This is a genomic window from Saccharopolyspora sp. NPDC050642, from assembly GCF_040654735.1.
In the GTDB taxonomy this organism is placed as follows: Bacteria; Actinomycetota; Actinomycetes; order Mycobacteriales; family Pseudonocardiaceae; genus Saccharopolyspora; species Saccharopolyspora elongata.
Genome location: NZ_JBFAIN010000007.1, coordinates 135,087 through 159,282 on the forward strand (window position 1 = coordinate 135,087; position 24,196 = coordinate 159,282).

A 24,196-nucleotide genomic window follows, 5' to 3' on the forward strand; every position below is an offset into this window, starting at 1 on the left:
GATGCGCCGCTGAAGATCGGCATCTCCCTCAGCTCCGCGACCGACTTCGCAAGCGCCATCGCGGAAATTCCCTCCTACGAGGCCGCCGGGCTGGACGTGGTCTGGGTCGGCGAGTCCTACGGCTTCGACGCCGTCTCCGCGTTGGGGGCGCTGAGCCAGGTCACCCACCGAGTGGAGCTCGGGTCATCGGTGCTCGGCCTCTTCAACCGGACCCCGGCCACGACGGCGATGTCGATGGCCGGCCTCGACGCGCTGTCCGGCGGCCGAGCGCTGTGCGGGCTCGGTGCCTCCGGCCCGCAGGTCGTCGAAGGCTGGCACGGCGTCCCCTTCGACGCCCCGATCGGCCGGACCCGCGAGGTGGTCGAGATCTGCCGCGCCGCATGGCGCCGCGAACGGCTCCAGCACTCGGGCCGGCACTACCGGCTGCCGCTGCCCGCTGACCGCGGCACCGGCCTGGGCAAGCCGCTGAAGCTGATCAACCCGCCGGTACGGCCCCGGATCCCGGTCTTCCTCGCCGCGCTCGGCGAGAAGAACCTCGCGCTGACCGCCGAGATCGCCGATGGTTGGCTTTCGATGTACTTCTGGCCCGAGCGCGCCCACGACGTCTTCGGCGCGGGCCTGGACCGGGGGCGGGCCCGTCGCGACCCCGGCCTGCCCCCGCTGCAGATCGTGGCGAACGCCCCGCTGGCGATCGGAGAGCGCACCGAGGGGCTGATCGACCGCCAGCGCCCGAAGATCGCCCACTACGTGGGCGGCATGGGAGCCCGGGACCGCAACTTCTACAACAAGCTGCTGGCCGCCTACGGCTTTCCGGCGCAGGCAGCGCGAATCCAGGACCTCTACCTCGCGGGGCGCAAGGACGAAGCCGCCGACGTGGTCCCGGAGGAACTGCTCCGGCACATCTCCCTGATCGGCACCGAGACCGAGATCCGCGAACGCCTCGCGGCGTACCGGAAGGCAGGTGTCACCCACCTGACGGTCATCCCGCTCGGCGAGAGCCTCGAAGAGCGCTGCGCCCAGATCAAGGCACTCCGCCGCCTCATCGACGCCACCGAGAGCACGGCCTAGCCCCGATCTGCACGTGACGGCCTCGTGATCAGCGCTCGTAGCCGATCGCGCCCAGCCACATCCGGCTCAGGGTGGCCTTGGCCAGCTCCTCGTCGAACGGCTCGCCCATGGCCAGCCAGTAGTAGGCGAAGTTGCCGACCATCGCCGCCAACGCCGCACCGGCGGTCCGCGCGTCGAGCTCCCGGTCCACCAGGCCCTTCGCCTGCAGATTGCGGATGCTCTTGGCGATCCGCTCCATGTGCAGTCGCCGGCCTTCGGTCCGGTACGAACCGATCTCCGGATCGACGGTGGCCAACTGCTCCATCAAGGCCATCATGGCGCTGTTCTTGCGGTAGACGTCCAGGAAGCGGCGGTTGGACGCATCCAGGCGAGCGGGGAAGTCGAGTCGCTCCTCTTCTGCGGTCTCGTCCCCGCCGAGCGTCAGCGCATCCGCGATCTCGTTCCTGACCTCCGCCATCAACGCGCGCATGACTTCGTTCTTGGAGTCGAAGTAGGTGTAGAACGTGCCGTGGGAGACACCGGCGTGCGCGACGATGTCGGCGACCCTGGCTTCCAGGTAGCCGTCCCGCTCGAAGATCTGCCGGGCAGCGGCCAGCAGCAAGCCGCGGGTCCGGCGCCCGCGCGCCGTGGCCCCGCTCCCGTACTGCTCCCGCCGCGCCTGGGCAGTCCCTTCCACACCCCAGCGCGCCGCACCTCCCGGCATGCGCTCTCCTCAGCTCGATGGGCGGCGAAGGCCGCTGCCACCATGGTTGTCGATGTCGATGTCGAAATCAAGTCGACCCGAGACTACCTGACGGTAACTCCTCACATCGACCTCGGCCGTGCCGGGCACACGCGAGGTCGGCCGGTGTGATGGGCATGAGCCAAGCGCGTAGGCACACTGCGGGTCCGAAATCCGGGGCGGCCGTCTGCACCGAGACGAGCCGGTGGGGACGGCCCGGCCGCGACCGCCGCGGGCACCACGAACCGGATCGCCGAGCGGGCGCAGATCTCGATCGGCTCGCTGTACCAGTACTACCCGAACAAGGACGTGATCGAGAACCATCTCAACGACCCGCAGCTGCTGCGGATCATGATCGAGCAGGTGCCCCGCTCCGGCGAGTTGCTGGAGCGGGTTACCCGGCAGGAGTGGGAGATGGTCGGTGACCTGCGGGACCTGTTCGACCACCACGCGGAAGTCCGGGTCCAGGACAAGGACACGGCCGCCCGGCTCGTGGCGTCCACTGTGGAGCTGACCGTGCACCAGCTGATCGCCGCGCCCGGCTCCGTCGACACCACACGGCTGGAGAACGAGCTCGTGGCGATGATCACCGGCTACCTCCGCACTCCCCGGTGAAGCCGGCCTGGCTCAACGGCGCCCCATGGCGCGCGTTTCATCCGTCGTGCGGGAGGCTCCACAAGTGGAGTGCGGTCCGGTCCTCGGCCCCGGTGTACCAGGTGCCGCGCCCCGCCGAGCGGGGCGAACCCGAGATGGGGAAGGGATAGTCGATCCGGCCGCGCAGGGTCATCGTGCGCGCGTCGACGAGCCAATGGTCGGGACCGCCCGCGGCGCTCTCGAGCCCGGCCACGATGGTGTCGTCGTCCGGGAACGCCGCCTCGTAGTCCCAGCAGGGACGGCCGTCGCCGCTCTGCGGCACCGCGTCTGCGGCGTCCAGCCGCCCCAGTTCCACGCCATCCTCCGCCCGGCGCAAGTAGAGGGCCCACTGCCCTGGATCCGTCGCGACGAGGTGCTCCCCGGATGGACTCGCCGCGAGGAAGACCTCCTCGACGAACCGCTGGATGCTGAACGTCGCGCCGTCCCAGCGTCCCCACAGCACGGGCGAATCCTCGTCGCCCTCACCGACGGTCAGCGCCATGTACGCGGGATTCGGGTGCGGGGAGTGGAAGGAGCCCGATCCCACGGTCATCGTCTCGGCACGGGCCAGCACCCTGCCGTCGGCGGGATCGAGGATCAGCCACTCCTCCTCGACGCCCTCTCCCGCGTAGTTGCGGACGTGGGCCCACACGAGCTTGCCGTCCGAGGAAAAGGCGGCCGATCCGCTGTCGGCATGGCCGTGGTCGTGGTCGTCGGCGTACTCGGCGAACGACGCGTGGGCGTCGGTGCACACCGCGGCCGACCAGCAGCCGTGCCGAACCTCCCACCGCACGGCGCCGGTCGGATCCACCGCTTGCAGCGCGTGCACCCCGGCGAACACGGCGAGATCCGCCTCGGGAGAGACCGCCACCGAGCCGAAACGTCGCGGCCACGGCGCCGGGAAGCGAACCTCTGCTCCCGAACCGTCCAGGTCACGGCCGACCAGTTCGGTGTCCCCGCGCTGCACCAGCAGCTTGCGCCCGGGCCAGTGCCGCACTTCTGGCGCGTCCGCGGACGCCGGGTCCAGCGGAGCATCGACAGTGGCGACGAGACGAGCCGCGTACTGCGCAGCACTCGCCCGAGCGGAATTCGTTGCCATGCCGGTATCTATACATGAACCGCTGGACGACCGGTACGTCGTGCGAGCCGGGCCTGGCAGCCCGGCTGTCCACTCGCGACCGCGTCAGAGCCGGGATGTTGCCGAGCGATCTGCGGCCGGTCGGCGATGCGGCGGCTGGCCTATGGCGTCCGGAATGTCGCACTCGGCGGTTTCGCGCTTCGGGCTCGAGCCGCACGCGGTCGAGACGTGGAAGCCGGCGCCACGACGATCGTCCCGGCAGAAACCCGGGAATCGCGATGATCAACTCCGTCAGCGCCCCCTACTTCGCCGGGACCATCGCGACCGGTAGCTTCACCTGTGCACTGTTGACCATCGCGATCACCACGGCCGCCGGGCCTCCCGTTCACCGCGGGGCGCCGGATGGGGCGGCTGGACAGGAGCCCGTCGTGACCACCGCACTGATCATCGGCGACGTCCAGCGGGGCATCACGAGCAGCTACCCGTTCGCCAGGCAGGTCATCCCGCCGCTCGCCGAACTGCTCCCGCGCGCCCGCACGGCCGGTGCTCTCGTCGCGTTCGTGCGCTTCGCAGTCCGGAGCAACGGGGCCGACTTGCCGCCGGGCAACGCGATGTTCAGGACGTTCCACGAAGCCGGGGACACCTTCCACGAGGGATCGGCCGGAACCGAGATCGATCTGCCGGTCTCCGACGAGGACGTCGTCGTGCTGAAGCGCCGTGCCAGCGCCTTCGCCGGCACGGATCTCGACCTCGTGCTCCGCGCTGCGGGCGTCGACACTCTCGCGATCGCCGGAGTCGCGACCAGCGCAATGGTGGCTGCGACGTGCTACGACGCGGCGGACCGCGGCTACGAAGTGACCGTGCTGCGGGACGGTTGCGCCGACGACGATCAGGCAATGCACGACTTCTTCATGGACTCCGTCTTCCCCAGTCGGGGATTCGAGGTCGTGCCCTGCGCCGGTTGGTCATAGACCCACCCGCGCACGCGGGGATGGTTCCTCGCCGAGCCCGGCACGGCCGCCGTTCGTGGTTCACGGGAGTCCTGGTGTTGCCGGGTCCACCTCGACCCAGCCGGTTCGGTTGAAGCGAAAGCCATCCGGCAGACGAACGGGCGAAACAGGTTGCGGCTGCCGGTTGCGCCAGCACGTGAACAAGTGCGGCTCGTGCCAGCGCCCGTCTTGGCGCCGCGCGTCGTTGAGATCGTCGTTGATCCAGTCGCTCCGGCCGATGTCGTTCTTCACCCGGCGCCACGCCTCGTCCAGATTCTCGACGCGACCATGGAAAAGGACTTCGTCGACGGTCAACAGGGATCGAATGGTCCGGGTGCTGTCGGCGGCGTAGTAGGAAAAGCCCTTGCCCATGTCGGTTTTCATGGGATTTCCACCGGGGTCGCGGCGGTACAGGACCCAGCCGCAGCCGTCACCCCGGGTCTCGTCGTCGGCCGGATCCCACCACCAGTGGTTGCGGATCCACACCTGGTGGCTCATCGATTTCTCCTCTGCCGGTGCGGTGCAGGAAGCGGGTGGGCAGGGCAGCGTCCCCCAGAGGGGCAGGGGTCTGCCCGGCCAAGCAGACCCGCATCCGGACACGCGGCCCACCTCGTCCGGCTCCTCGCTCTCCTGCGATGCGCCGGGACGTTCGGATCACTTCATGCACATGGCGGACTGGTACGGGCCCTTGGAGGTGGCCTCCTGCACGACCTGCCCGTTGACGAGGATGCGGCAGGTGAGGGTGCCGCCGTCCTCGTCGTTGGAGGCCATCAGGCTGTACGAGGTGAACCCGTCGGTGTCGACCGGAACCTCCACGCTCCACGGCAGACGCGCGTCGGACACCGACTCCGAGCTGAACCCACCGCCATTGCCGGTGGAGTAGTTGATCGACATCGCGGTTCCGGTGCCGTCGACCTCGTAGCGGACCACACCCGCCCCCGGCTCGACCTCGTTCCCCGGCGCAGCCGGGACGACACCCTCCGCGGTGTTCCCGATGCCGGGCGCAGGCGGAGCCTGCAAGCTGGTGCCGATCTCGTCCAGGTCGCGCACGAGCTTCTCGGTGGCCTGGAACACGATCACCATTCCCCAGATGCCGACCACGAGCGACAGGGCACCGAGCCCGGCCCCGATCCACGACATGATCTTGTTGGTCGCCACGCCCTTGCGCGTCCTAGCGACGCCGAGCAGCCCGAACAACACGGCCAGCGCCCCCAGGATGAGCGCGATGAACCCGGTCAACGGGACGATGCTGAACACGAGGCCGACCAACGCGAGCACCAGCGCCGTGATGCCGAAACCGTTGCGGGGCTGCACCGGGTGCGGGTTGGGGTTGGCTACCTGAGTCATGACAATTTTCTCTTTTCCGCCCCGTCAGGGCGCCCATGGCTCGTCCGGAGGTGCGAGCTTCAACTAGCCATTCGCGTGATCACTGAGCGTTGTTACGAGTTGGCGCGAAAAAGTTTTCGCAGGTCATGCACGGCACACCGCAGTAACGCTGCGCGGTCGGCAAGCGATTACTCCTGCCTGCATCGGCGAAGCTCCTTGCGATCGCCCGTCTCGCGGGCGATCGCAAGGCATGGTCACGCGACCAGGCGTAGCCAGGCCGCCGCGAGTGCGGCGTGACCGGCCGGCGTCGGGTGCACGCCGTCCGCGGCCCAGTACTCCGGCCCGGTCGTCGCGGCGAGCTCGGCGAACATGCCGTCTGCGGCAAGCAGGTTCGCGCCGTACTTGCGGGCGAGCTCGCGCACCACCTGGATCTTCGGGTTCAGGTCGGCGCGCCATTCCTTTCGCTCTTCCTCTCCGATGAGCGCGGCACCGGCCTCGACGACGCCGTGGATCGGCAGGAGGAACGGCTCGATGAGGATCAGCTCCGTGCCTGTCTCGGCGAGTGGCGCGAGCAGGCGGTCATAACCCGCTTCGAACTCCTCCACGGGGATCACGTACCCCTCCGGATCCAGCGTGTGCCAGCCCATGTCGTTGACCCCGACGAGGATCGACACCACGTCCGGGCGCGCGTCGAGCACGTCCGCCTGCCAGCGGGCTTCGAGGTCCATCACCTTGTTTCCGCCGATCCCGGCGTTCAGCCAGGTGACGGGGCGGTCCGGATGCCGGAGGCCCCACTCGCCCGCGATGCGCAGCGGGTAGCCGAACCCGAGGCCGTCTTCGCTGTCCAGCCGTTGGCAGTCGGTGATCGAATCGCCGGTGAACACCACGGTGCTGCCCGGTCGGAGGGTGATCGTCATGCGTGCTCCTCGAAATCGTTGCGGGGGAAGGAGGATTGGAGCGCTGGTCAGCTTTCCGGAGTGCCGAACCACTGGTTTGCGGCCCGCTCGAACGCTTTCCGGTCGAAGTCGCGATCGCCTGCCCAGGCGACGATGCCGTCCGGCCGGACGAGCACGGCACCCAGTCCGAGGTCGTTCTTCGCCGCCCCGGCCGCATAGCGCAGCCGGCGCTCCCGGCCCGTCGCCGAATCGCGCAGCCGGCGGTCGGCGCTGAAATCCAGCACGACGCCTCGCCCGTCCTGCATCAGGTCGCCGAGGCGAGTGCCGTCTCCGAGACGGAAGTCCGGGGCGTTGCGGCCGACCAGCGGCTGCTCGCTGCCGAGGTCGTAGCGGATCGCCGAGCCCGACACCTTCTCGAACACGTAGGTCGTTCCGGCCCCGGTCCCGATCAGGTCGCGGATCAGTCCCTGGACCGCCTGGCCATGCGGGTCCGGCCGCATGGCCACCGCCTGGGCGCGCGTCCAGTCGAGCGCCCAGGCCGCGATCGGATGGCGCTCGCGGGTGTAGGTGTCGAGCAGCCCGTCCGGCGCGTGCCCGTGCACGGTCGCCGCGAGCTTCCACCCCAGGTTCAGGGCGTCGCCGAGGCCGGTGTTGAGTCCCTGCCCGCCCAGGGGCGAGTGGATGTGCGCGGCGTCGCCCGCGAGCAGGACGCGTCCCTGCCGGTAGGTCGTCGTCTGCATTGCCCGATCGGTGAAGCTCGAGACGAGATGCACCTCGTCCAGCGTCACGTCGGTGCCGGACACGCGGCGCAGAACCGCCTGGAGGTGATCGCGAGTCGGCTGCTGCGAGCGATCGAACGCGCCGCCGTCGAAGTCCATCATCCCGATGTGCCCTTCGGCGGGCATCTGCACGTACATGCCCGTCGGCGTCAGGTTGAACCCAGGGCGCAGCTTCTCGGGATCGGCGACGGTGACGAGCATGGTGTAGCCGGTGAACTGCGGCTCGGTGCCGACGAACTCGAAGCCCGCGAGCCCGCGCACCACGCTGCGTCCGCCATCGCAGCCGACGACCCAGCGCGCCGCGTACTCGTGGTCACCGGCGTGCACGACCACGCTCTCCTCGTCCCGCGCGATGGCGTCCACGGTGACGCCGCGCCTGATCTCCACGCCCAGCTTGGCGGCCCGCTCGGACAACACCGACTCGACCGCCTCGAGGCTGGTCATCAGAAAGTCCGGCGCCGGGCTGGGAAGCCGGAACGGCAGGGCAGCGACGTCGACCTTGGCCGGATCGAGCACCATGCCGGCGAAGTGGCCCACGCCGCTGGGAGGCGCCGGCTCGTCCGCGTCGGGGCCGGGCTCGTCGTGGACGCCCGACGCCGCCAGCAGCGGGCGCAGCATCTCGCGGCGGTAGAACGCCTCGACCGAGGTGGCGGACAGGCCCCGCAGCCCGAGCGGGTCCGCCCGCCACGGGGAGCCGGGTTCCGGCTCCCGCTCGAGCACCAGGACGGAGCAGCCCGCGAGGCCGAGCTCGCAGGCTCACCACCGGCAGCCGGACCGCCTCCCCCCGGCACCGCACGCTGCGCGCGGTCATCGCGTGGAGCTGGGACCTGCTCGACGCGGACGCGCGGACGGTCGCGGCGCGGATCTCGGTCCTGCCCGGCGGAGTCACGCCGGCCTCGGCCACCGCGGTCTGCGCCGGCACCGCGGTGCCGGCCGGTGAGATCCCGGAGCTGCTCGCGGGCCTGGTCGACCGTTCGTTGCTGCAGCTCGCGCCGGACACCGGCCGGTACCGGATGCTGGAGACGATCCGCGAGTACGGCCTGGAGAACCTGGCCGAGCAGGGCACCCTGACCGGCGTGCGGGACCTGGCCGCCGACCACTTCGCCGAGCTGGTCGCCCGCCACGACCCGCTGCTGCGCGGCCCCGAGCAGCTCGACGCACTCCACGTGCTGCGCACCGAGTACGACAACGTCCTCGCCGCGCTGCGCCACCTCTGCGACACCGGTGACGCCGGCGGCGCGATCGGACTCGCGGTGAACCTCAACTGGTACTGGCAGATGCTCGGCCGGCACCCCGAAGCGGCCTACTGGCTCGGCGAGGCGGTCGCGGTGCCGGCCGAGCGGCCGAGCGTGGAGCACGACATCGCCGAGGGGGTGCTGCTGCTCAACGCCATCGCCACCCAGGGCTCGCTGGTCGACGACTCGATCGAGGAGCGGCGGGCGCTCACCGACCGGCTGCTGAGCTATCCGGAGTTGCCGGGCTTCGGCGGCGCGCTGACCGCGGTCGGGCTGGCCTGCCTGGAAGAGATCGAGGCGTCGCCGACGATCACCCGGCGACTGGTCGACGGGCCGGACGGGTGGCTGGCCGGGCTGGCGCACATGTTCCGGGCCCAGTTCGCCGAGAACGAGGGCCGGCTCGACCCGGTTCGCGGCGACGTGACCGCCGCCCTGGAGTGCTTCGCCCGGGCGGGCGACCGCTGGGGCCTGACCAGGGCGCTGCCGCTGCGCGCGCTGCTGCGGCAGTACGACGGCGACCTCGACGGCGCGCTGGCCGACCTGACCGAGGCCAAACGGCTGGCCCGCGAGTTCGGATCGCTCAGCCTCAGCGATGAGATCTTCATCGACCTGCGCCTGATCGATCTGCACGTGCGGCTCGACGAGACCGCGCGGGCGACCGAGCTGATCGCCGCGACCCGGGAGCGCGCGCTGCGCTCGGCGACGCCCGAGATGGCGTTGCTGCTCGACGCGCGGGAGGGCGGCCTGGAGGTGCGGCTCGGTGACCTGGACCGGGCGCGCGAGCTGATCGAGTCGGCCGAGTCCTGGCTGTCCGAGCAACCCTCGTTCGACGGCGGGCACGCGCTGGTCGGTGCGGTGCGGGGCGCGCTCTGCCTCGAACTCGGCGACGGTCCGGGCGCCGAGGAGACGCTGGGCCGGGCGTACGCGGCGGCGGTCGACAGCAAGGACATGCCGATCGTGGCGACGGTGGCGGTGACCGTGGCCGGCCTCGCCGCGCTGTACGGGCAAAACCGTGACGTGGCCGCCATTCTCGGCGCGGCGGCCCGCCTCCGGGGCGCCCACGAGCACACCGACCCGCAGGTCCGCACGCTGACCAGCCGCGCCCGGGCCACGCTCAGCGACGAGCGCTTCGCCGAGGCGTACGAGACCGGCTGGCAGCTGGACGCACCAGCGGCCCTGACCCGGACCGACCCGGCGCGGCTGCGGCGAACACACCGGGCCCGGCCGAAATTCACTTGATCTAGTGCGGTTTCAGTCAGGGTTCGCCCTGTTTGATCGCGACGCGCCGTTGTTGGTGCCGCAGAGATTGGTGTGATCGTTTCAAAACTGTGGATCATGGCTGAACGGGTGCGGGTTCGGGAGCTCGGTGACGATGAGGGCAACCGGTTGTTACGGATCATCCGCCGTGGCAGTGGGTCCGTGGTGGCCTGGCGGAGAGCGCAGATGGTGCTGCTGTCCGCGCAGGGCATGCCGGTGGCCAAGATCGCGAAAGTGGCGTTCACCAGCGAGGACCGGGTTCGGGATGTGATCCACAACTTCAACACCGACGGATTCGACTCGCTGTATCCAAAATACAAAGGTGGGCGCCCGCCGACATTCACGCTGCCGCAGCGCCGGGAAATCAAGAAGATCGCCAAGTCCAGGCCTGCCGAGCACGGGCTGCCGTTTTCGACCTGGAGTTTGACCAAGCTGGCGGATTTCCTGGTCGCTGAGGGGGTGGTCGAGGACATCAGCCATGAGGGCCTGCGCGCGATTCTGCGTGCGGAAGGGGTGTCTTTTCAACGGATAAAGACCTGGAAGACCTCCCGGGATCCGGAGTACGCGGTGAAGAAGGCCCGCATTGAGCACCTGTATGCGATCGCCGACGGCGAGATCGTCGGTGAACCCGACGATCCGACCGTGGTGTTCAGCATGGACGAGTTCGGGCCGCTGAACCTGCAGCCCCACCCAGGCCGGCAGTGGGCCGAACGCGGCGGTAACCATAAAGATCCAGACCGTGATCCCCGGCCCCGGCAACGAGCTACCTACACGCGCACCCACGGGGTCCGTCACCTGTTCGCTGCCCTCGATCTGGGCGCCGACAAGATGTACGGGCACGTGAAAACACGTAAGAAGCGGGTCCAGTTTCTAGAGTTCTGCCGCTACCTGCGCAGTCGGTACCCGCTCAAGGTGCGGATCGCGATCTTTTGCGACAACGCCAGCGCACATCTCAGCACCCGCATCGACACCGGGGTCGCCGACTGGGCCAGGGACAACAACGTCGAGATCGCCTACACCCCAACGAATTCCTCGTGGCTCAACCGCATCGAGGCACAGTTCACCGCCCTCCGCTACTTCACCCTCGACGGCACCGACCACGCCAGCCACCACGAACAGGCCAGCACGAACAGGCCAGCACGATCCGCCGCTACATCGCCTGGCGGAACCGCAACACCGACAACCCACGACTACACAAGATCGTTCAACAGGCAAACGTAGCCTGACGCAGCACTAGGGCGTGTCTGGCCACGAGATCTCCGGAAAGATCATCGTCGTGGTCGATGACTGATCTACCGGAGACCCTCACCTATCTGATCAACGACACGCTGTCAGTACAGCCATCCCCAACATCAACAGGCCAGCACTTCGATACACGCCCTAGCTGTACTGATCAGAGAGGTTGCGAACGGGCGGACACGCAGTTCGATGATCTTGGAATGAGGGAGGACCTCCAGGTGCGGTGTGGATTGCGACGTCTACACCAGTACCCCGGAGGTCCTCATGAACCACCGTAACGCCCCACTGACCGAGACCGGCAGATTGCGTCTGGCGCGCTGCGTCGTGGACAACGGCTGGCCGCTGCGCCGGGCAGCGGAACGATTCCAGGTCTCGGTCAGCACGGCCAAACGGTGGGCTGACCGGTACCGGCAGCAGGGTGAAGCGGGCATGGCCGACCGGTCCAGCCGTCCGCACGTCAGTCCACGTCGAACCCCGACCCGCACCGAGCGGCGGATCATCAAAGTCCGAGTGCTGCGCCGGTGGGGACCTGCCCGCATCGCCTATCTGCTTGGTCTGAATCCCTCGACGGTGCACCGGGTTCTGGCCCGATACAGAATTGCCCGGCTGTCCCACCTCGATCGGGCGAGCGGGCGGGTGATCCGTCGTTACGAACGCGCCGCACCAGGCGAGCTGGGGCACGTCGATATCAAGAAGCTGGGCAACATCCCCGACGGCGGCGGCCACCGGGCCGTGGGTCGCCAAGCCGGCCAACGGCATCGCACCCGTACGCCCGGCAAACGACTGGACCGCAACGGCAACAGTCATGTCGGCTACAGCTACCTGCACAACGCCGTCGACGACCACCCCCGGCTGGCCTACTCCGAGATCCTGCCTGATGAGACCAAGGAAACCGCGGCCGCGTTCTGGCAACGAGCCCAAGCGTTCTTCACCACCTGCGGGATCACCGTCGAGCGCGTGCTCACCGACAACGGCTCCTGCTACAAATCGCACCTCTGGCGCGACACTCTGACCGCAGCCGGGATCACACACAAACGCACCCGCCCCTACCGGCCACAAACCAACGGCAAAGCAGAACGCTTCAACCGCACCCTGCTCGACGAATGGGCCTACGCACGGCCCTACCAGTCCGAAACCGAACGCCGTAACGCCTACCCCGCCTGGCTTCACACCTACAACCACCACCGCGGCCACACCGCACTCGGCGGCCTACCACCCGCCACCCGCGTCCCCAACCTCACAGGTCAGTACACCTAGCGGAGTAGGTCCGGCCGGACTCTGGCTATCTCCTGGGCCAGCTGCCGGACCGTGGTGGTGTCCGGCAGTCTCAGTTCCACTTCCGGATCGGCAGTGGGCAGGCGTTGCACCAGCGCGCTGTGGCGGGTGACGAAGCGACGGTCCACGGGGGTGAACACTAGGGCCGACAGCACCGCCCTCGAGTTCGGGTCGTCCTTGACCGGCGGGCGCGGTTCCTGGCCGCGCACGGCACGCAGCTCGTCCCACGCGATCAGGTCAGATTTGCGACCGGCCCGCCACCACAGTCCACGTTCATCGACGGCGAAGCGATGCGTGCGGGGGACGGAGCCGACCATCACCAGCAGGCCGCCCAGCGCGAGCGCGCCGAACAGGAACGACACAAGGGCCGGAGAAAGATCGGCTTTCGACGTCCCCGACGGGTTCCCGATGTCAGGGAAGACGAAGGCCATCCCGAAGAAAACGAACATGGCTAGCCCGCCGATGAACATCGCCCGGCCGGATCGATACTCGACTACGGGCGTCCCAGGATCGGGTGACCATGTTTGTACGGACACGGCAGGCAGCGTAGCTGAAGACGGGAACCGGCAGATACATCATCTGGCGAAACCGTCACGCTGACGATCAACGACTACGAGCCGTAGTCGACAGGGCGAACGTTGCCTGATGCGGCACTAGCCACGGGTCGACGCTGCACTGTGACGGGACACCACGAGTCGTGGTGCCGGTATCCCCGGGGAGGCAGCGGCAGCAATGGAGATCCGTTCCACGACCGACCAGGACCTCGACGTCTTCGTCGACACGGTCCATGCCGCGTTCGGGCGCTTCCCGGAAACCCCGCCCGATGGCGGCGGGGGCTGGTGGTCGGCGCTCGAAATGGACCGAAACCTGCTCGCCACGGCGGCGGACGGGCGGCCCGTCGGCACCGCCGGTGCGTACTCCTTCGAGCTCACCCTGCCCGGGGAGATCCTCGTCCCGGCCGCCGGGGTGACCGCCGTCGGCGTCCTGCCCTCGCACCGGCGCCAGGGCGTGCTCAGCGCGATGATGCGACATCAGCTCACCGAGCTGCGGGCCCGAGGGGAGTTCCTCTCCGCACTGCTGGCCTCCGAGGCCCTGATCTACCGCAGGTTCGGCTACGGACCGGCGACCTACACGCAGCGGCTGGTGGTGCCGCGCCACCAGGCAGCCCTCGCCGTCCCCCGGGCGCGCGGAACGGCCGGCGCCCCAGCGACCGGATCGGTCGAGCTGCTGCGGCGTGCCGAGTGCGGCGAGATCCTGGAAGAGATCTACGACCGGTACCGCCGCGCACAGCCCGGCGCGCTGTCCCGGCCGCACCACTGGTGGGCCTTGGGCGCGGGGCAGCCCCCGGTCTCTCCGGCGCCGCGCTACGTCGCCGTCCACCGGGACGCCGACGGCGTCCCGGACGGGTACGCCAGCTACTCGCTCGGCGAGCCCGGCACTTTGACCGTCGACGAGACCGTCGCCACCGACGACGCCGTCTTCACGGCCCTGGCCGAGTTCGTGCTCGGACACGACCTGGTCGCTCAGGTCGAGTTCAAGAAGTTCCCGCCCGGGCACCCGCTGCGCTGGCAACTCGCGGACTTCCGCGCCGGCCAGGTGAGCGACGACACCGACTGGCTCTGGGTGCGGCTGCTGGACGTCCCGCGTGCGCTGACCGCGCGCGGCTGGTTCATGGACGGCGAGCTCGTCCTCGACGTCGACGATCCGTTCCTCGGCGAGCACGGCCGCTACCTGCTGACTGTCCTGGACGGCCAGGCCGACTGCGTCCCGACGGACCGGGAGCCCGACCTGTCCCTGGACGTGAGCGACCTGGGCTCGGTCTACCTCGGCGGCACCGCCCCGAGCACGCTCGTGCGCGCCGGACACATCCGGGCCCACCGCCCGGGCGCGGCGATGCTCGCTGACGCCCTCTTCAGCGCCGAACGCTCCCCGCACTGCCTGCACTGGTTCTGACCATAACGGCGCAGATCTTGTTCGTGGCATTGGGCGCCTAGGCATTCGCAGTGGTCTTCCCTCTCGACTTGGTGCAGCCTGGCCCATGCCGCGCCATGGCCCGCCTCTATATGCCGAGCACGCGGCGGGCGTTGCCGGCGAGCACCAGTGCACGCTCGTCGTCGGTGAAGGTCACCCCTGCCGCATCAAGCACTGCCGGATCCGGGGAACGGAACACCTCCACCCACTGCTCGTAGTCGACGAGCTTCTCGAAGGCGGGAAAGTCCGAGGCGAACAGCATCACCGCTCTGCTCACCTGGAACGGCTCGCTCAGAACAGCCCCGACCACCGACAACCCGTCGTCGACCTCTTCTGCGCCTACCTGAGGATGCCGTTCGTCCCACAGGAAACTGAACAAGCAGCTCACCACTGTCCACCATGGACTATACCGGGAGCATCCGAATCCGGTGGCGAGTCGCGCGACCTCCCGCTTCCTGGGTAATAACTCTCATGTGGACGGTGGGTAGGAGGGGCAGGGGTGCGTGCATTCGTCGAACCTGACGTGGTCGCTCAAGGAATAGCCGGTCACGCTGCTGCCAGGTACCGCTTCCTGCCTCGTCCTGTTGACCAGCCGCAATCGTCTGACAAGGTTGGCGATGAACGAGGGCGCCCATTGCACCGCGTTGGATCTGCTCGGCGGAGCCGAGGCGGCTCGTTGCTCACCAAACGTGTTGGACGGCAGCGAGTAGGGGCTGAGCCGGAGGCCGCTGATGCGTTGGTCAGATGGTGCGCGGGCTTGCCGCCGGCGCTGAGACTTAGCGCTGGCAAGTCATCGCGCTTCACGTTCGCCGCCGAGGCTCCAGCTGGCAGGCGTCACTCCACTAGCAGGAGCTGCAGCATGACAAGGACGAGAAGTCCACGTGGGACAGCCGACGAGAGGTCGTAGTCAGCTAGCTCATCTGTCGAAGCAGGGGCAATCGTTTGGTGAGAGGGCGCGTGCCCCGGGGCGGACGCCGACGGTCACCCCGGTCGATGTGGTGGCTTGTAGAGGTCGTCAAGGCGGAGTGGCGCGGGCTGGGGCAGGGGCACGCCGTCCGTCGTCTGGCAGGACTGGAGGAAGAAGGCGAGCAAACGGCGGGAAGCGGCCGTGGCGACCTCCGGGGACTCCTGCACGACCCCGTTGTTCGCCAGGAGCAGGAGGGTGACGTCGCTGGGGTCGAAGTCCTTGCGCAGCTGACCGGTGTCCTTCGCGCGCTGCACCAGCTGGGCGAGTCCTGCCTCGGCGCGGGCGCGTTCACGATGGACGTCGGGCGCGTCGGGAAACTGGGAGAGGAACGCGGCGCTGAACCCGCGGTCCTGGGCCTGCATCCTGCACACCTTGGTGAGGACGGCGCGAAGACCGCGCCAGGGGTCGTCGTCCTGGAGGGCCTCGTCGAGGGCTGCGACGCACTGGGCCAGTTGTTCGGAGAACGCCGCGGCGATCAGCGAGCCGCGTGTCGGGAAGTGCCGGTAGAGGGTGGCGGCACCCACGCCCGCTCTGCGGGCGATTGTGCTGGATGGTACGTCGGTGCCGTTGAGAGCGTACGCCTCGCGGGCGGCCTGGAGGAGCCGGGCGCGGTTGTGCCGGGCGTCGGCTCTCTTGCCCCGGTCCGGGGATGCCGGAGGCGGAGGGGGCGGGTTCCGAGACGGTTGAGCGGGCATGTCTCCCACTTAAGCACAAGTGGAAGACGTCATTCGTTTAGCGGGTTAGCGTGAACTAGTACCGCGGCATCCCGCGGCCAGATCTCGGCCGCAGAAATGAGCGGCCGCGAGTTCTCCTATTCACCGACATGCCATGTATACGGAGGTTGTCCGTGTTTGCTGTGCAATACCACCGCTATGGCGGTCCCGAAGTCCTTCGCGTAGAGGAAGTCGAAGAACCGCACGCCGGGCCCGGTCAGGTCCGCATCGCCGTACGTGCCACCGGCGTTACCCCTGCTGACTGGTATCTGCGCTCAGGGATGCTGCGGGACATCGCCACCGTGGACTTCCCCCATATCCCCGGCATGGATGCCGCCGGGACCGTCGACGAGGTGGGAGAGGGAGTGACCGGCACCGCCGTGGGGGATGAGGTCTTCGGCCTCGTCCCCGTTGCGGACCAGGGAGGCGCCACGGCCCAGTACGCCGTGCTGGAGGCATGGGCGTCCAAACCTCAGTCATGGTCTTTCGAGGAAGCGGGGGGCGCCGCGGGCAACATCGACACTGCCACGCGTGTCCTGGACGCCCTCGAGGCCGCCGAGGGCATGACCTTGCTGATCGAGGGTGCCGCCGGAGGCGTCGGCACCACTACCGCGCAACTCGCCCAGGCCCGCGGCCTCACCGTGATCGGCACCGCGAGCGAAGGCAACCACGGCTTTCTCGCTCAGCTCGGCGTCGTACCGGTCACCTACGGGCCAGGACTGGCCGATCGCCTTGCCCCACTGGCTCCGCACGGTGTCGACGTGGTTCTGGACGCGGCCGGCAAGGGCTCTCTTGCCGATCTGGTGACCATCGCCGGCGACCCGCACCGCGTGGTGACCATCGCAGACTTCGACGCCGCCCGGCACGGAGTGCGCTTCTCCCGCTCCGAAGCAGGAAAGTCGCCGGGCTGGGCAGGACTGCCACTGGCAGCCGACCTCGCCGACCAGGGCCGCCTCACCGTCCCGCTGCACGCCGTGTTCCCGCTGAAGGAGGCCGCCACAGCTCACGACGTCAGCGCCACTGGCCACGCGCGCGGCAAGATCGTAATCACCGTGCCCTGACACGACGGACGATTCGGCCCGCAGCAGGGCGGCCACGGCTCCCGCCGCTTCGCCAGCGCGAGCTGAGCCGGGCCGTCATCGTCGATGTCCGTGAGCCCGTATCGCGCCAGAACGACCTGCGTCAACTGCTGGTGTTGCGCCGGCTCGGGCAGCGCGACGGCGGGGTCCGGGGTGACTCTGGCTGTTCTGCTGCGCGGAGCTCTTCGGCGACGACTCCTTCCAGCGAACGCCCCATCGTTCGGGGGCCGAACACGAGGACGACGATCGAGAACACGATGTAGGAGACCGCCGCGATGATCATCAGCCCGGCGACGCCCCAGCCGCCGTAGACCGCTGCGCCGAGGACGCCCGAGGCAGCGCCACCGAACTTCCCCATGCTCATGATGATCCCGCTGCCCAGGCCGCGGGCGTTCGTGGGCATCACCTCCGGGATGTAGGCGTAGTACACGGTGACGACGAGTCCGGTGACGATGCCTGCGAGGCCCCCTGACACGACGACGGCCCAGCTGTTGGTCGAGACACCGAGGACGAGGAGCGGGATCGCGGTGACGAGGGATGCCGCGAAGACGAGGGTCTTCCGTTCCACCCGGTCCATGAGGAGCAGTCCGATGACGGGCGTGATGACGTAGACCACGTTCCAGATGAGCTGGATCTCGTACGCCTCCACCTCGGGGTACTTGAGCCCGTCGACCAGTGCGTAGAGCGCCCAGTTCTGGAACAGGTACAGACCGAGGGTCGATCCGAAGTAGCCCGCGGAAAGGACGGCGGTGGTGCGCAGCACTCCCTTGTTCGCGAGGAGCCGGCGAAGCGTGAGCTCCTTCGGGCCTGTCGGCACGGGCTGCGGCTCGCTCAGCGGCCCTCGACGGAGCGCACGGGCCTCGAGCCGCTCGACGATCTCCGTCGCTTTGCCGATATTCCCGCGAATGACGTACCAGCGCACGGACTCTGGCATGAGGAGACGCACCAGTGGGGCGATCAGCAGACCGACGCCGCCCCACATGAACAGGTGGCGCCAGGCGTTCGGTCCGGCGTTGGGGATCACGGCGAACGCGAGCAGCGCGACCACCGGGGCGATGATCACGAAGGCGAGGGTCACGATCGACACGAAGCGGCCGCGTGACTTGGTCGGGAACATCTCGGCGATGTAGACGAGCAGCGCCGACGTCGCGGCTTGCACTCCGATTCCCGTGATCACCCGGGCGACGAGCATCAGCTCGAAGTTCGGCGCGAGCGCCGTCGTCAGCGCCCCGGCCGAGTAGAGGGCGGTCGACCAGACGAGGACCCACCGGCGGCCGAACCTGTCGGAGAGGCGCCCACCGACCAGGGCGCCCACGATCATCCCGCCGAAGAAGGCACTGCCGATCAGGCCGATCTGCCCGAGATCGAACGTGGTGTCCTCGATGATCGCCGGGATCACGTAGGCGAAGAGTGCGTTGTCGTAGTACTCGAGCGTGAGGTTGGCGGTCAGGAGCGAGATCCAGACGATGTGCGGCAGCATCACGGGCAAGCGGTCGAGCCGCGTAGGCACGTCGGTGGGGCTCTTCGGGCAGACAGCCGTGTCCGCGTTGTCTTGAAGACCCATTGTTCTCCCTTTCCATGCGACAACGCTGTCGCACTCGTGAGTGGGGAGGAGCAAGCACGCGCACGCACGTGTAGATCAGGACGCCTCGGGCCCCGGGCAACGTGATGGGCCGTCGCCGGAGCGGCGGTAGTGCGTCAGTGCGGTTCGACTGCGACCGAGGGCAATCGGAGTCCCTCGGTCGCAGCTGGTGCCGGGCCGGGCAAGGTGCCTCGAGGTCAGCCCTCTCCGCTGCCCGCCACGGCGACGACGCGGATCTCCACCAGGAACTCGGGTCGGGCCAGCTGGGTCACCCCGACCGCGGTCCACGATGGATACCGGTCGGGGACGTACTCGTCCTTGACCCGGGTGAATTCCTTGATGTCGCCCCGGAGATCGGTGTGGAACGTGGTCAGTTCGACGATGTCGGCCAGGCTTGCGCCGGCGGCTTCGAGGACGTTCTGCACGCCCTCGAACGCGAGTCGGGCCTGGGCTTCCATGCCATCGCCCGGCGTCGTGGTGACGGGGTCGATCCCGACCTGGCCGGACACCCAGATCAGGTCGCCGACCCGGGTCGCCTGCGAGAAGTGCAGCCTGTCGTACATCTCTTCGGTGGCGGGCGGGTTGATCGATCGGCGCTTCATGTCGCCTCCTGGCGGGATCGGTCAGACGACCTTGCGGAAGATGGGCGAGCGGAACGGGTCTCCCGCGTTGAGCTTCGCCATCTCCTCGGCGAAGAGGACGCCGTTGCGTGCGTAGCGCGGGTTCGACTCCGGCAGGGGCCGGAACGTGGCGTCGTCGCCGAAGAAGCGCAGCACCAGCGTGTGCCGGTCCGGGCACCCGGCGTCGACGCCGGCGCCGCCGTGCAGCGAACGGGGATGGAGCACGACGACATCGCCGGGATCGACCTCCCACGAGATCACGTCGTAGGCGTCGGGGTCTACCGCGCGCTCGGCGTCGATGTTCGGCAGCCGAGGCAGGGTGCCGTCACCGTAGAGCGGATCGGTGGGATCGTCGGGGTCCGCGAAGCTGGCCCCGTCGTACTGGATGCCGCGATGAGAGCTGCGGACGATTTCCAGCGAGTTCTGCTTGGGGATGTGCTGGAAGGAGATCCAGGCATTGCCCCAGTGCTCGCCTGCCCACGGCAGGTTCGCCGTGTCCTGGTGCCAAGGTCCGCGACCGCTCTTCCCGCCGGCCTTGAGGAACACCTCCTCGGCGAAGTACCAGACGTGTTCCGAGCCCCACAGGTCGGCGAACAGCCGACCGAGCGGCAGCGACGACACCAGGTCGTCCAGCCGGTCCTTGGCGAGCGGGTTGGCGTTGTCGATGTGGGTCTGCAGCTTGGTCCCGTCGAGACCCTGGAACACGTAAGGGCCGGGGTTGGCGACGGCCCAGTCGAACGCCTCGCGGCACTGCGCCAGCTGCGCGTCGTCGAGGCAGTCCTCGATGAGGACGGCACCGTCGTTCCGGAACGCTTCCCGCACTGACTCGTCCATCAGTCGCTCCATTTCTCGTATCGGCTGTGATGGGAAACACGGTAGGAGTCCGCTCGGTTTTACACAACAGTCGTTATGAAAATTGTGTGGCAGAATCGACGGGGTGCCGAACACGAAGGCCCGGCTGCCGGGTGGCGATGGCGGAACCGAGCCGGTCGTGCAGCGTGGCCGCCCGACCGGGGACCACGCCGCGAAGCGGGCGGAGCTGCTGAAGGCGGCGACGTCGGTGATCGCGCAGGAGGGCTACGCCAACGCGTCGCTGCGCAAGGTGGCCCGGCGCGCGGGGTGCACGACCGGGGCGGTGACCTATTACTTCGCGAACAAGGAGGAACTGGTCACCGCGTTGGCCGAAAGCCGGTTCGACACCTACGACGCGATGCTGGAGGCCGTCCGGGAGCAGACCGACATCAAGGCGCTTTTCCAGCGGTGGCTGGATCTGACGACCGGCGATCCCGAGTTCTGGCCGGTGATGTCCCAATTGCTCGCTCACGCGCGCTACGAACCGGCCCTCTCCGCCGTCATCGAGCAGCGCTACGCGCGCTACCGCGCGGTACATGCCACGATCCTCGAGGCCGGGCAGGAACGGGGCACCGTCCGTGACGACATTCCCGCGGACCTGCTCGCCGATCAGCTCGCCGCCATGGGCGACGGCTGGATGATGATGTTCCCCTTCGAACCCGAGAGGTTCACGCCGAGCCGGGTCCGGGCGCTCGTGGACGCCGCCCTCACCTTGATCGCTCCCACCCCGGGCTCGTAGTCCGCGAACTCCTCGCGGTGGCGGGACATCGCGCGATCAGCCGCCGTCGGCCAGTGCGCGAGCGATGTCCCGGGCCGCCTTGGCGCCGGTCGCGATGGCGCCGTCGATGCCGCCGACGCCGACCGCCGCGATGTCACCACCGGCGAAGTGGATGCGCCCGTGGGGCTCGCGCATCAGCGGCGCGGCCCGGGTCAGGTTCCCCGGCCGGTGGTGAACCCATGTGCCTTGCGAGAACTCGTCGCCGACCCAGTCGTGAGCGGCGGTGGCCACCACTTCGATGTCGGGGACGAAGATCCGCAGGGCCCGCTGCACCGCCTCCCGGTCCTCGGCGCTGATCGTCGAGGCGTCGGAGCAGAAGCACACGATGAGCGTGTCGCCGTCGTGGTGGCCCTCCGTCTTGGCCGTGTTGATGGGGTGCTTGCCGACCGGGGCGTTGGCGGCGAAGGGTTCGATCTCGCCCTTGGCCCGCGCCCAGATCTTGGTCGTCTTCATCGGATTCCCCTGGTCGATCATGGTGCGCACGGGCTGCGCGACCGGAGGCGCGATGGTCACGTCGTTCAGGGTGTTGAGCGGGAGCGCGACGACGGCGCGCCGTGCTCGGATGCGCTCGCCGTCGCGGGTCGTCACGACGACCCCGGCTCCGTCGTCCTCGATCGCCGTCACCGGCGTGGACAGGCGCAGCTCGGCCTTCGAATCGCCGGTGATCGCGTCGAGCAGGCGCTTGGTCCCGCCCTCGATCGGCCAGTGACCGGCCGTCTCGATGAACGCGCCCCAATCGCCGAAATTGGCCGCGACCCACAAGAGGAACTGCGCCACGCCCTGCTCGCGGTAGGAATGGACCAGCGACGACAACGCGCCGTCGAGCACGTCCCGGTCCCATGTGGACAGGTTCAGCGAGTCGAGGCGGTCCCCGAGCGTCTCCTGCTCGATCGCACTGGTGTCGCCGGCAGCGACGTCGAACGGCCGGGGAAACCGCTGCCGCGCGTCGGCCACGAACTGAGCGAGCAACGGACCTCCGAAACCGGTGTACTCGACCGGGGTTCCGGAGTGCACGCCACCGTCGGCGAGCCAGTAGATCTTCTCGATCTCCAGCGGTGTCGACAGGCCGATGCCGTAGCGCTCCAGCTCGCGCCAGACGTTCGGCTGGGTCCAGTGCGCGTACGCGCCGCCGAACTCCACCGAGCGGCCGAAGGCTTCACCCGAGAAGGTCCGGCCGCCGATCCTGTCGCGCGCTTCCAGATGGATCACCGAGCAGCCCTCGACACTGAGGTCCCGGGCCGCGATCACGCCGGCGAACCCGGCGCCGATTACCGCAACGTCATACATGTCACGGACTCCTGTCGTGAGTGCTTGGAGGACCTTTCAGCCCTTGCGGCCGTGGAGGCGGTCCGACATCCGGTCGATCATCCACATGGCACGCAAGGCAAGCGGGTTGGAGATGGGCGTGGGCGCGAACCGCGGCTGTGCTCGCCAGACGGCGCTGAGGTCGTCGTGCAGTTCGTCGCCGGCGAGCCGGTCGGCGAGCAACGTGCCGAGGTAGGGCGCCTGGGCGAGGCCGTGGCCGTTGCAGCCGATGGCGTAGAAGACGTTCCCCGTCGCTTCACCGGCGACGGGCAGCCAGGGCGACGTCATCGCGATCCACCCGCCCCACGTCCGATCCAGCGCGACGCCGCGAAGCGACGGGAACCGGGAGCGGAAGCCGCGGGCGAGGTCCGCGACGGCCGCCGGGTCCGGGCCACGGGTCTCCAGCGCTCCCCGCCCCACCTGGAGCCGACGGACGCCGAAGACGATCGTGTTGCGCGGCGTGAGGCGGTAGCTCTCCATGATGTTGTGCTTGGTCGCGATGCCGGCACGACTCGTCCAACCCGTCGCTTCCAGGCGTTCGGGCTCGATCGGTTCGGTTTCGACCATGCGCACCCAGATGGGCGTGGCCAGCCGCTTCGGGGCGATCGCGAGGTCGCGGGAGTAGGCGTTGGTGGCGAGCACGACCCGCTCTGCACGGACGCGGCCTCCCGGCACGCTGACGACGACTCCCGCACTGGTGGGCTCCACCGCTCGTACGGGAGTGCGCTCGAAAACCCTCGCACCCGAGCCGAGAAGCGCCTCACGAACCCCGCGCGCGAACTTCCCCGGGTTCATCAGTCCTCCGAGGGGCTCGAAGAGACCGCCGAGGAACGCTTCCGGCAGACCGAGCTCGCGGCCGTCGCCGAACTCGGCGTCCGCCCCCGCCTTCTGGAGGATCTGCGCGATTCGCCGCACCTTCTGGAGCTGTCCTCTGGAGACCGCGGCCCCCACGTTGCCCGTCGGCTCGTACTCGCAGTCGATCTCGAGCCGGTCGAGCAGCTCCTCCGTGAAGCGGACTGATCCCTGCGCGAAGCGGACGATGTCGCGAAGACGGTGCGGGTGCAGCGCGCCCAGGAGCTGGGGATCACCGGCCGGCGAAGCAGACAACTGGCCTGCGTTGCGGGAGCTCGCCCCGAAGCCGCAGAACTCGGCTTCGAGCAAGACGACGTCGGCGCCTCGTTCGGCCAGCCGCAGCGCGGCCGCCATGCCGGCGTACCCGCCACCGACGACGGCGACATCGCAGGTGAGTTCACCTTCGAGCGCCGGCACGACTTCCGCGGGGGGATCGATCCAACCGCTGAACGACGAGTAGGTGATTCCACCGACGGTCACATCGCACCTCTTCTGCTGTTGGGCCGACGCCGCCAGCGGCGTCGACCCGGGCGCGGAAGCCGAACGCTCCCGACTCAGCTGCCTCGGTCGTCGCCAGGACCTGCCCGCCGCAACGTCGTGCATGTTGGTCGCGAGCGCCAGACGACTGGGGAGGACCATACCGAGCCCTCGAGATTTTGCGCAACAGTCGTTATGAAAATCCAGAGGAAGGCGATCACGCCCAGCGAAGGTTCGATGCGAGGTCGGCGTCGGCAGGCGGCGTGGATCTCGTCGTCGGCGATCCCGTCAGCGCGCAGGGCGCGGATCCCGATCCAGCCCCAAGGCCCCGCGATGCGGGGACGCAGTTCCCTGCGGGCTCCCCTACCCCGACGGGCGGGCTGCGATCGGACCGAACCGGGAAGCCACTATCCGCAGCTGAACACGCTGGTCACCCAGTGTCGGCCACACGCACGCGTTGCGGCGGCCCTCCTGGGTGGGCGGCCCCCGGGGCCGCTGCCGGGG

General features: G+C 68.9%; 23 protein-coding genes and 1 pseudogene. 10 read left to right on the forward strand and 14 right to left on the reverse strand.

All coding sequences use genetic code 11. The features are described 5' to 3' along the window. The first annotated feature begins 9 nt into the window (after nucleotides 1-9). On the forward strand, nucleotides 10-1,068 hold the full coding sequence (locus tag AB0H93_RS13990; protein ID WP_358572493.1) for an LLM class F420-dependent oxidoreductase: 1,059 nt from the start codon (nucleotides 10-12) through the stop codon (nucleotides 1,066-1,068). 28 nt (nucleotides 1,069-1,096) lie between these two features. On the opposite strand, the gene AB0H93_RS13995 is transcribed toward AB0H93_RS13990, so the two are convergent. Continuing rightward, nucleotides 1,097-1,771: a TetR/AcrR family transcriptional regulator gene (locus AB0H93_RS13995; protein WP_358572146.1), complete on the reverse strand. Its 675-nt coding sequence runs from the start codon at nucleotides 1,769-1,771 to the stop codon at nucleotides 1,097-1,099. A gap of 177 nt (nucleotides 1,772-1,948) precedes the next feature. Here AB0H93_RS13995 and AB0H93_RS14000 point away from each other — a divergent pair. Together AB0H93_RS14000 and AB0H93_RS14005 are read left to right on the forward strand one after the other, a co-directional pair. Then, nucleotides 1,949-2,086, forward strand: a pseudogene (locus AB0H93_RS14000) (hypothetical protein); the annotation flags it as partial. A gap of 12 nt (nucleotides 2,087-2,098) precedes the next feature. Next, a complete protein-coding gene (locus tag AB0H93_RS14005; protein ID WP_358572148.1) occupies nucleotides 2,099-2,404 on the forward strand; it encodes a hypothetical protein in 306 nt (101 codons plus the stop codon). A gap of 37 nt (nucleotides 2,405-2,441) precedes the next feature. Here AB0H93_RS14005 and AB0H93_RS14010 read toward each other — a convergent pair whose 3' ends face one another. Next, nucleotides 2,442-3,521 (reverse strand): hypothetical protein, encoded by a 1,080-nt coding sequence (locus AB0H93_RS14010; RefSeq protein ID WP_358572150.1) that lies wholly within the window; start codon nucleotides 3,519-3,521, stop codon nucleotides 2,442-2,444. Between the two features lie 407 nt (nucleotides 3,522-3,928). On the opposite strand from AB0H93_RS14010, the gene AB0H93_RS14015 reads away from it, so the two are divergent. Continuing rightward, nucleotides 3,929-4,471, forward strand: coding sequence for an isochorismatase family cysteine hydrolase (locus AB0H93_RS14015; RefSeq protein ID WP_358572152.1), 543 nt, complete (start codon nucleotides 3,929-3,931; stop codon nucleotides 4,469-4,471). Nucleotides 4,472-4,531: 60 nt separating this feature from the next. Here the strand turns inward: AB0H93_RS14015 and AB0H93_RS14020 are convergent, their stop codons facing one another. The 4 genes from AB0H93_RS14020 to AB0H93_RS14035 all read right to left on the reverse strand — a co-directional run bounded on the left by AB0H93_RS14020 (nucleotide 4,532) and on the right by AB0H93_RS14035 (nucleotide 8,210). Continuing rightward, nucleotides 4,532-4,987, reverse strand: a complete 456-nt coding sequence (locus tag AB0H93_RS14020; RefSeq protein ID WP_358572154.1) for a hypothetical protein — start codon at nucleotides 4,985-4,987, stop codon at nucleotides 4,532-4,534. A 156-nt stretch (nucleotides 4,988-5,143) separates the two neighbouring features. After that, nucleotides 5,144-5,836 (reverse strand): MmpS family transport accessory protein, encoded by a 693-nt coding sequence (locus tag AB0H93_RS14025; RefSeq protein WP_358572156.1) that lies wholly within the window; start codon nucleotides 5,834-5,836, stop codon nucleotides 5,144-5,146. A gap of 233 nt (nucleotides 5,837-6,069) precedes the next feature. Beyond that, nucleotides 6,070-6,732: an SGNH/GDSL hydrolase family protein gene (locus AB0H93_RS14030; RefSeq protein WP_358572158.1), complete on the reverse strand. Its 663-nt coding sequence runs from the start codon at nucleotides 6,730-6,732 to the stop codon at nucleotides 6,070-6,072. A 47-nt stretch (nucleotides 6,733-6,779) separates the two neighbouring features. After that, nucleotides 6,780-8,210, reverse strand: a complete 1,431-nt coding sequence (locus tag AB0H93_RS14035) for an FAD-dependent monooxygenase (RefSeq protein ID WP_358572160.1) — start codon at nucleotides 8,208-8,210, stop codon at nucleotides 6,780-6,782. A 206-nt stretch (nucleotides 8,211-8,416) separates the two neighbouring features. Between AB0H93_RS14035 and AB0H93_RS14040 the strand changes: the two genes are divergently transcribed. The 3 genes from AB0H93_RS14040 (at nucleotide 8,417) to AB0H93_RS14050 (ending at nucleotide 12,478) form a co-directional block, all read left to right on the forward strand. Next, complete coding sequence (locus AB0H93_RS14040) at nucleotides 8,417-9,964, forward strand: hypothetical protein (protein WP_358572162.1); 1,548 nt, start codon at nucleotides 8,417-8,419, stop codon at nucleotides 9,962-9,964. Between the two features lie 96 nt (nucleotides 9,965-10,060). Then, nucleotides 10,061-11,203, forward strand: coding sequence for an IS630 family transposase (locus tag AB0H93_RS14045; protein ID WP_358572164.1), 1,143 nt, complete (start codon nucleotides 10,061-10,063; stop codon nucleotides 11,201-11,203). Between the two features lie 282 nt (nucleotides 11,204-11,485). Continuing rightward, nucleotides 11,486-12,478: an IS481 family transposase gene (locus tag AB0H93_RS14050; protein ID WP_358572495.1), complete on the forward strand. Its 993-nt coding sequence runs from the start codon at nucleotides 11,486-11,488 to the stop codon at nucleotides 12,476-12,478. Here the strand turns inward: AB0H93_RS14050 and AB0H93_RS14055 are convergent. Further along, on the reverse strand, nucleotides 12,475-13,032 hold the full coding sequence (locus AB0H93_RS14055; protein WP_358572166.1) for a hypothetical protein: 558 nt from the start codon (nucleotides 13,030-13,032) through the stop codon (nucleotides 12,475-12,477). The genes AB0H93_RS14050 and AB0H93_RS14055 overlap by 4 nt on opposite strands. Nucleotides 13,033-13,228: 196 nt before the next feature. Here AB0H93_RS14055 and AB0H93_RS14060 point away from each other — a divergent pair, with 196 nt between their 5' ends. Further along, nucleotides 13,229-14,449 carry a GNAT family N-acetyltransferase gene (locus tag AB0H93_RS14060; protein ID WP_358572168.1) on the forward strand — a complete coding sequence of 407 codons (1,221 nt, stop codon included), beginning with the start codon at nucleotides 13,229-13,231 and terminating at the stop codon, nucleotides 14,447-14,449. Between the two features lie 106 nt (nucleotides 14,450-14,555). On the opposite strand, the gene AB0H93_RS14065 is transcribed toward AB0H93_RS14060, so the two are convergent. Together AB0H93_RS14065 and AB0H93_RS14070 are read right to left on the reverse strand one after the other, a co-directional pair. Continuing rightward, nucleotides 14,556-14,846, reverse strand: a complete 291-nt coding sequence (locus AB0H93_RS14065) for a hypothetical protein (RefSeq protein ID WP_358572170.1) — start codon at nucleotides 14,844-14,846, stop codon at nucleotides 14,556-14,558. A 602-nt stretch (nucleotides 14,847-15,448) separates the two neighbouring features. After that, complete coding sequence (locus tag AB0H93_RS14070; RefSeq protein WP_358572172.1) at nucleotides 15,449-16,129, reverse strand: TetR/AcrR family transcriptional regulator; 681 nt, start codon at nucleotides 16,127-16,129, stop codon at nucleotides 15,449-15,451. A 152-nt stretch (nucleotides 16,130-16,281) separates the two neighbouring features. Between AB0H93_RS14070 and AB0H93_RS14075 the strand changes: the two genes are divergently transcribed. Beyond that, nucleotides 16,282-17,208 carry an NADP-dependent oxidoreductase gene (locus AB0H93_RS14075; RefSeq protein ID WP_358572174.1) on the forward strand — a complete coding sequence of 309 codons (927 nt, stop codon included), beginning with the start codon at nucleotides 16,282-16,284 and terminating at the stop codon, nucleotides 17,206-17,208. Between the two features lie 121 nt (nucleotides 17,209-17,329). Here AB0H93_RS14075 and AB0H93_RS14080 read toward each other — a convergent pair whose 3' ends face one another. From AB0H93_RS14080 to AB0H93_RS14090, 3 genes are all read right to left on the reverse strand, one after another. Beyond that, entirely contained in the window at nucleotides 17,330-18,790 is a 1,461-nt protein-coding gene (locus tag AB0H93_RS14080; protein WP_358572176.1) for an MFS transporter, read from the reverse strand. A 215-nt stretch (nucleotides 18,791-19,005) separates the two neighbouring features. Continuing rightward, nucleotides 19,006-19,410: a RidA family protein gene (locus AB0H93_RS14085; RefSeq protein ID WP_358572178.1), complete on the reverse strand. Its 405-nt coding sequence runs from the start codon at nucleotides 19,408-19,410 to the stop codon at nucleotides 19,006-19,008. A 21-nt stretch (nucleotides 19,411-19,431) separates the two neighbouring features. After that, the gene (locus AB0H93_RS14090; RefSeq protein WP_207954640.1) at nucleotides 19,432-20,262 is read right to left on the reverse strand and encodes a phytanoyl-CoA dioxygenase family protein; all 831 of its coding nucleotides are present in this window, start codon (nucleotides 20,260-20,262) and stop codon (nucleotides 19,432-19,434) included. Between the two features lie 103 nt (nucleotides 20,263-20,365). On the opposite strand from AB0H93_RS14090, the gene AB0H93_RS14095 reads away from it, so the two are divergent. Continuing rightward, complete coding sequence (locus tag AB0H93_RS14095) at nucleotides 20,366-21,019, forward strand: TetR/AcrR family transcriptional regulator (RefSeq protein ID WP_358572181.1); 654 nt, start codon at nucleotides 20,366-20,368, stop codon at nucleotides 21,017-21,019. Between the two features lie 36 nt (nucleotides 21,020-21,055). On the opposite strand, the gene AB0H93_RS14100 is transcribed toward AB0H93_RS14095, so the two are convergent. Together AB0H93_RS14100 and AB0H93_RS14105 are read right to left on the reverse strand one after the other, a co-directional pair. Beyond that, nucleotides 21,056-22,345, reverse strand: coding sequence for an NAD(P)/FAD-dependent oxidoreductase (locus tag AB0H93_RS14100; protein WP_358572183.1), 1,290 nt, complete (start codon nucleotides 22,343-22,345; stop codon nucleotides 21,056-21,058). A 36-nt stretch (nucleotides 22,346-22,381) separates the two neighbouring features. Further along, on the reverse strand, nucleotides 22,382-23,695 hold the full coding sequence (locus AB0H93_RS14105; RefSeq protein WP_358572185.1) for an FAD-binding oxidoreductase: 1,314 nt from the start codon (nucleotides 23,693-23,695) through the stop codon (nucleotides 22,382-22,384). Between the last annotated feature and the right edge of the window lie 501 nt (nucleotides 23,696-24,196).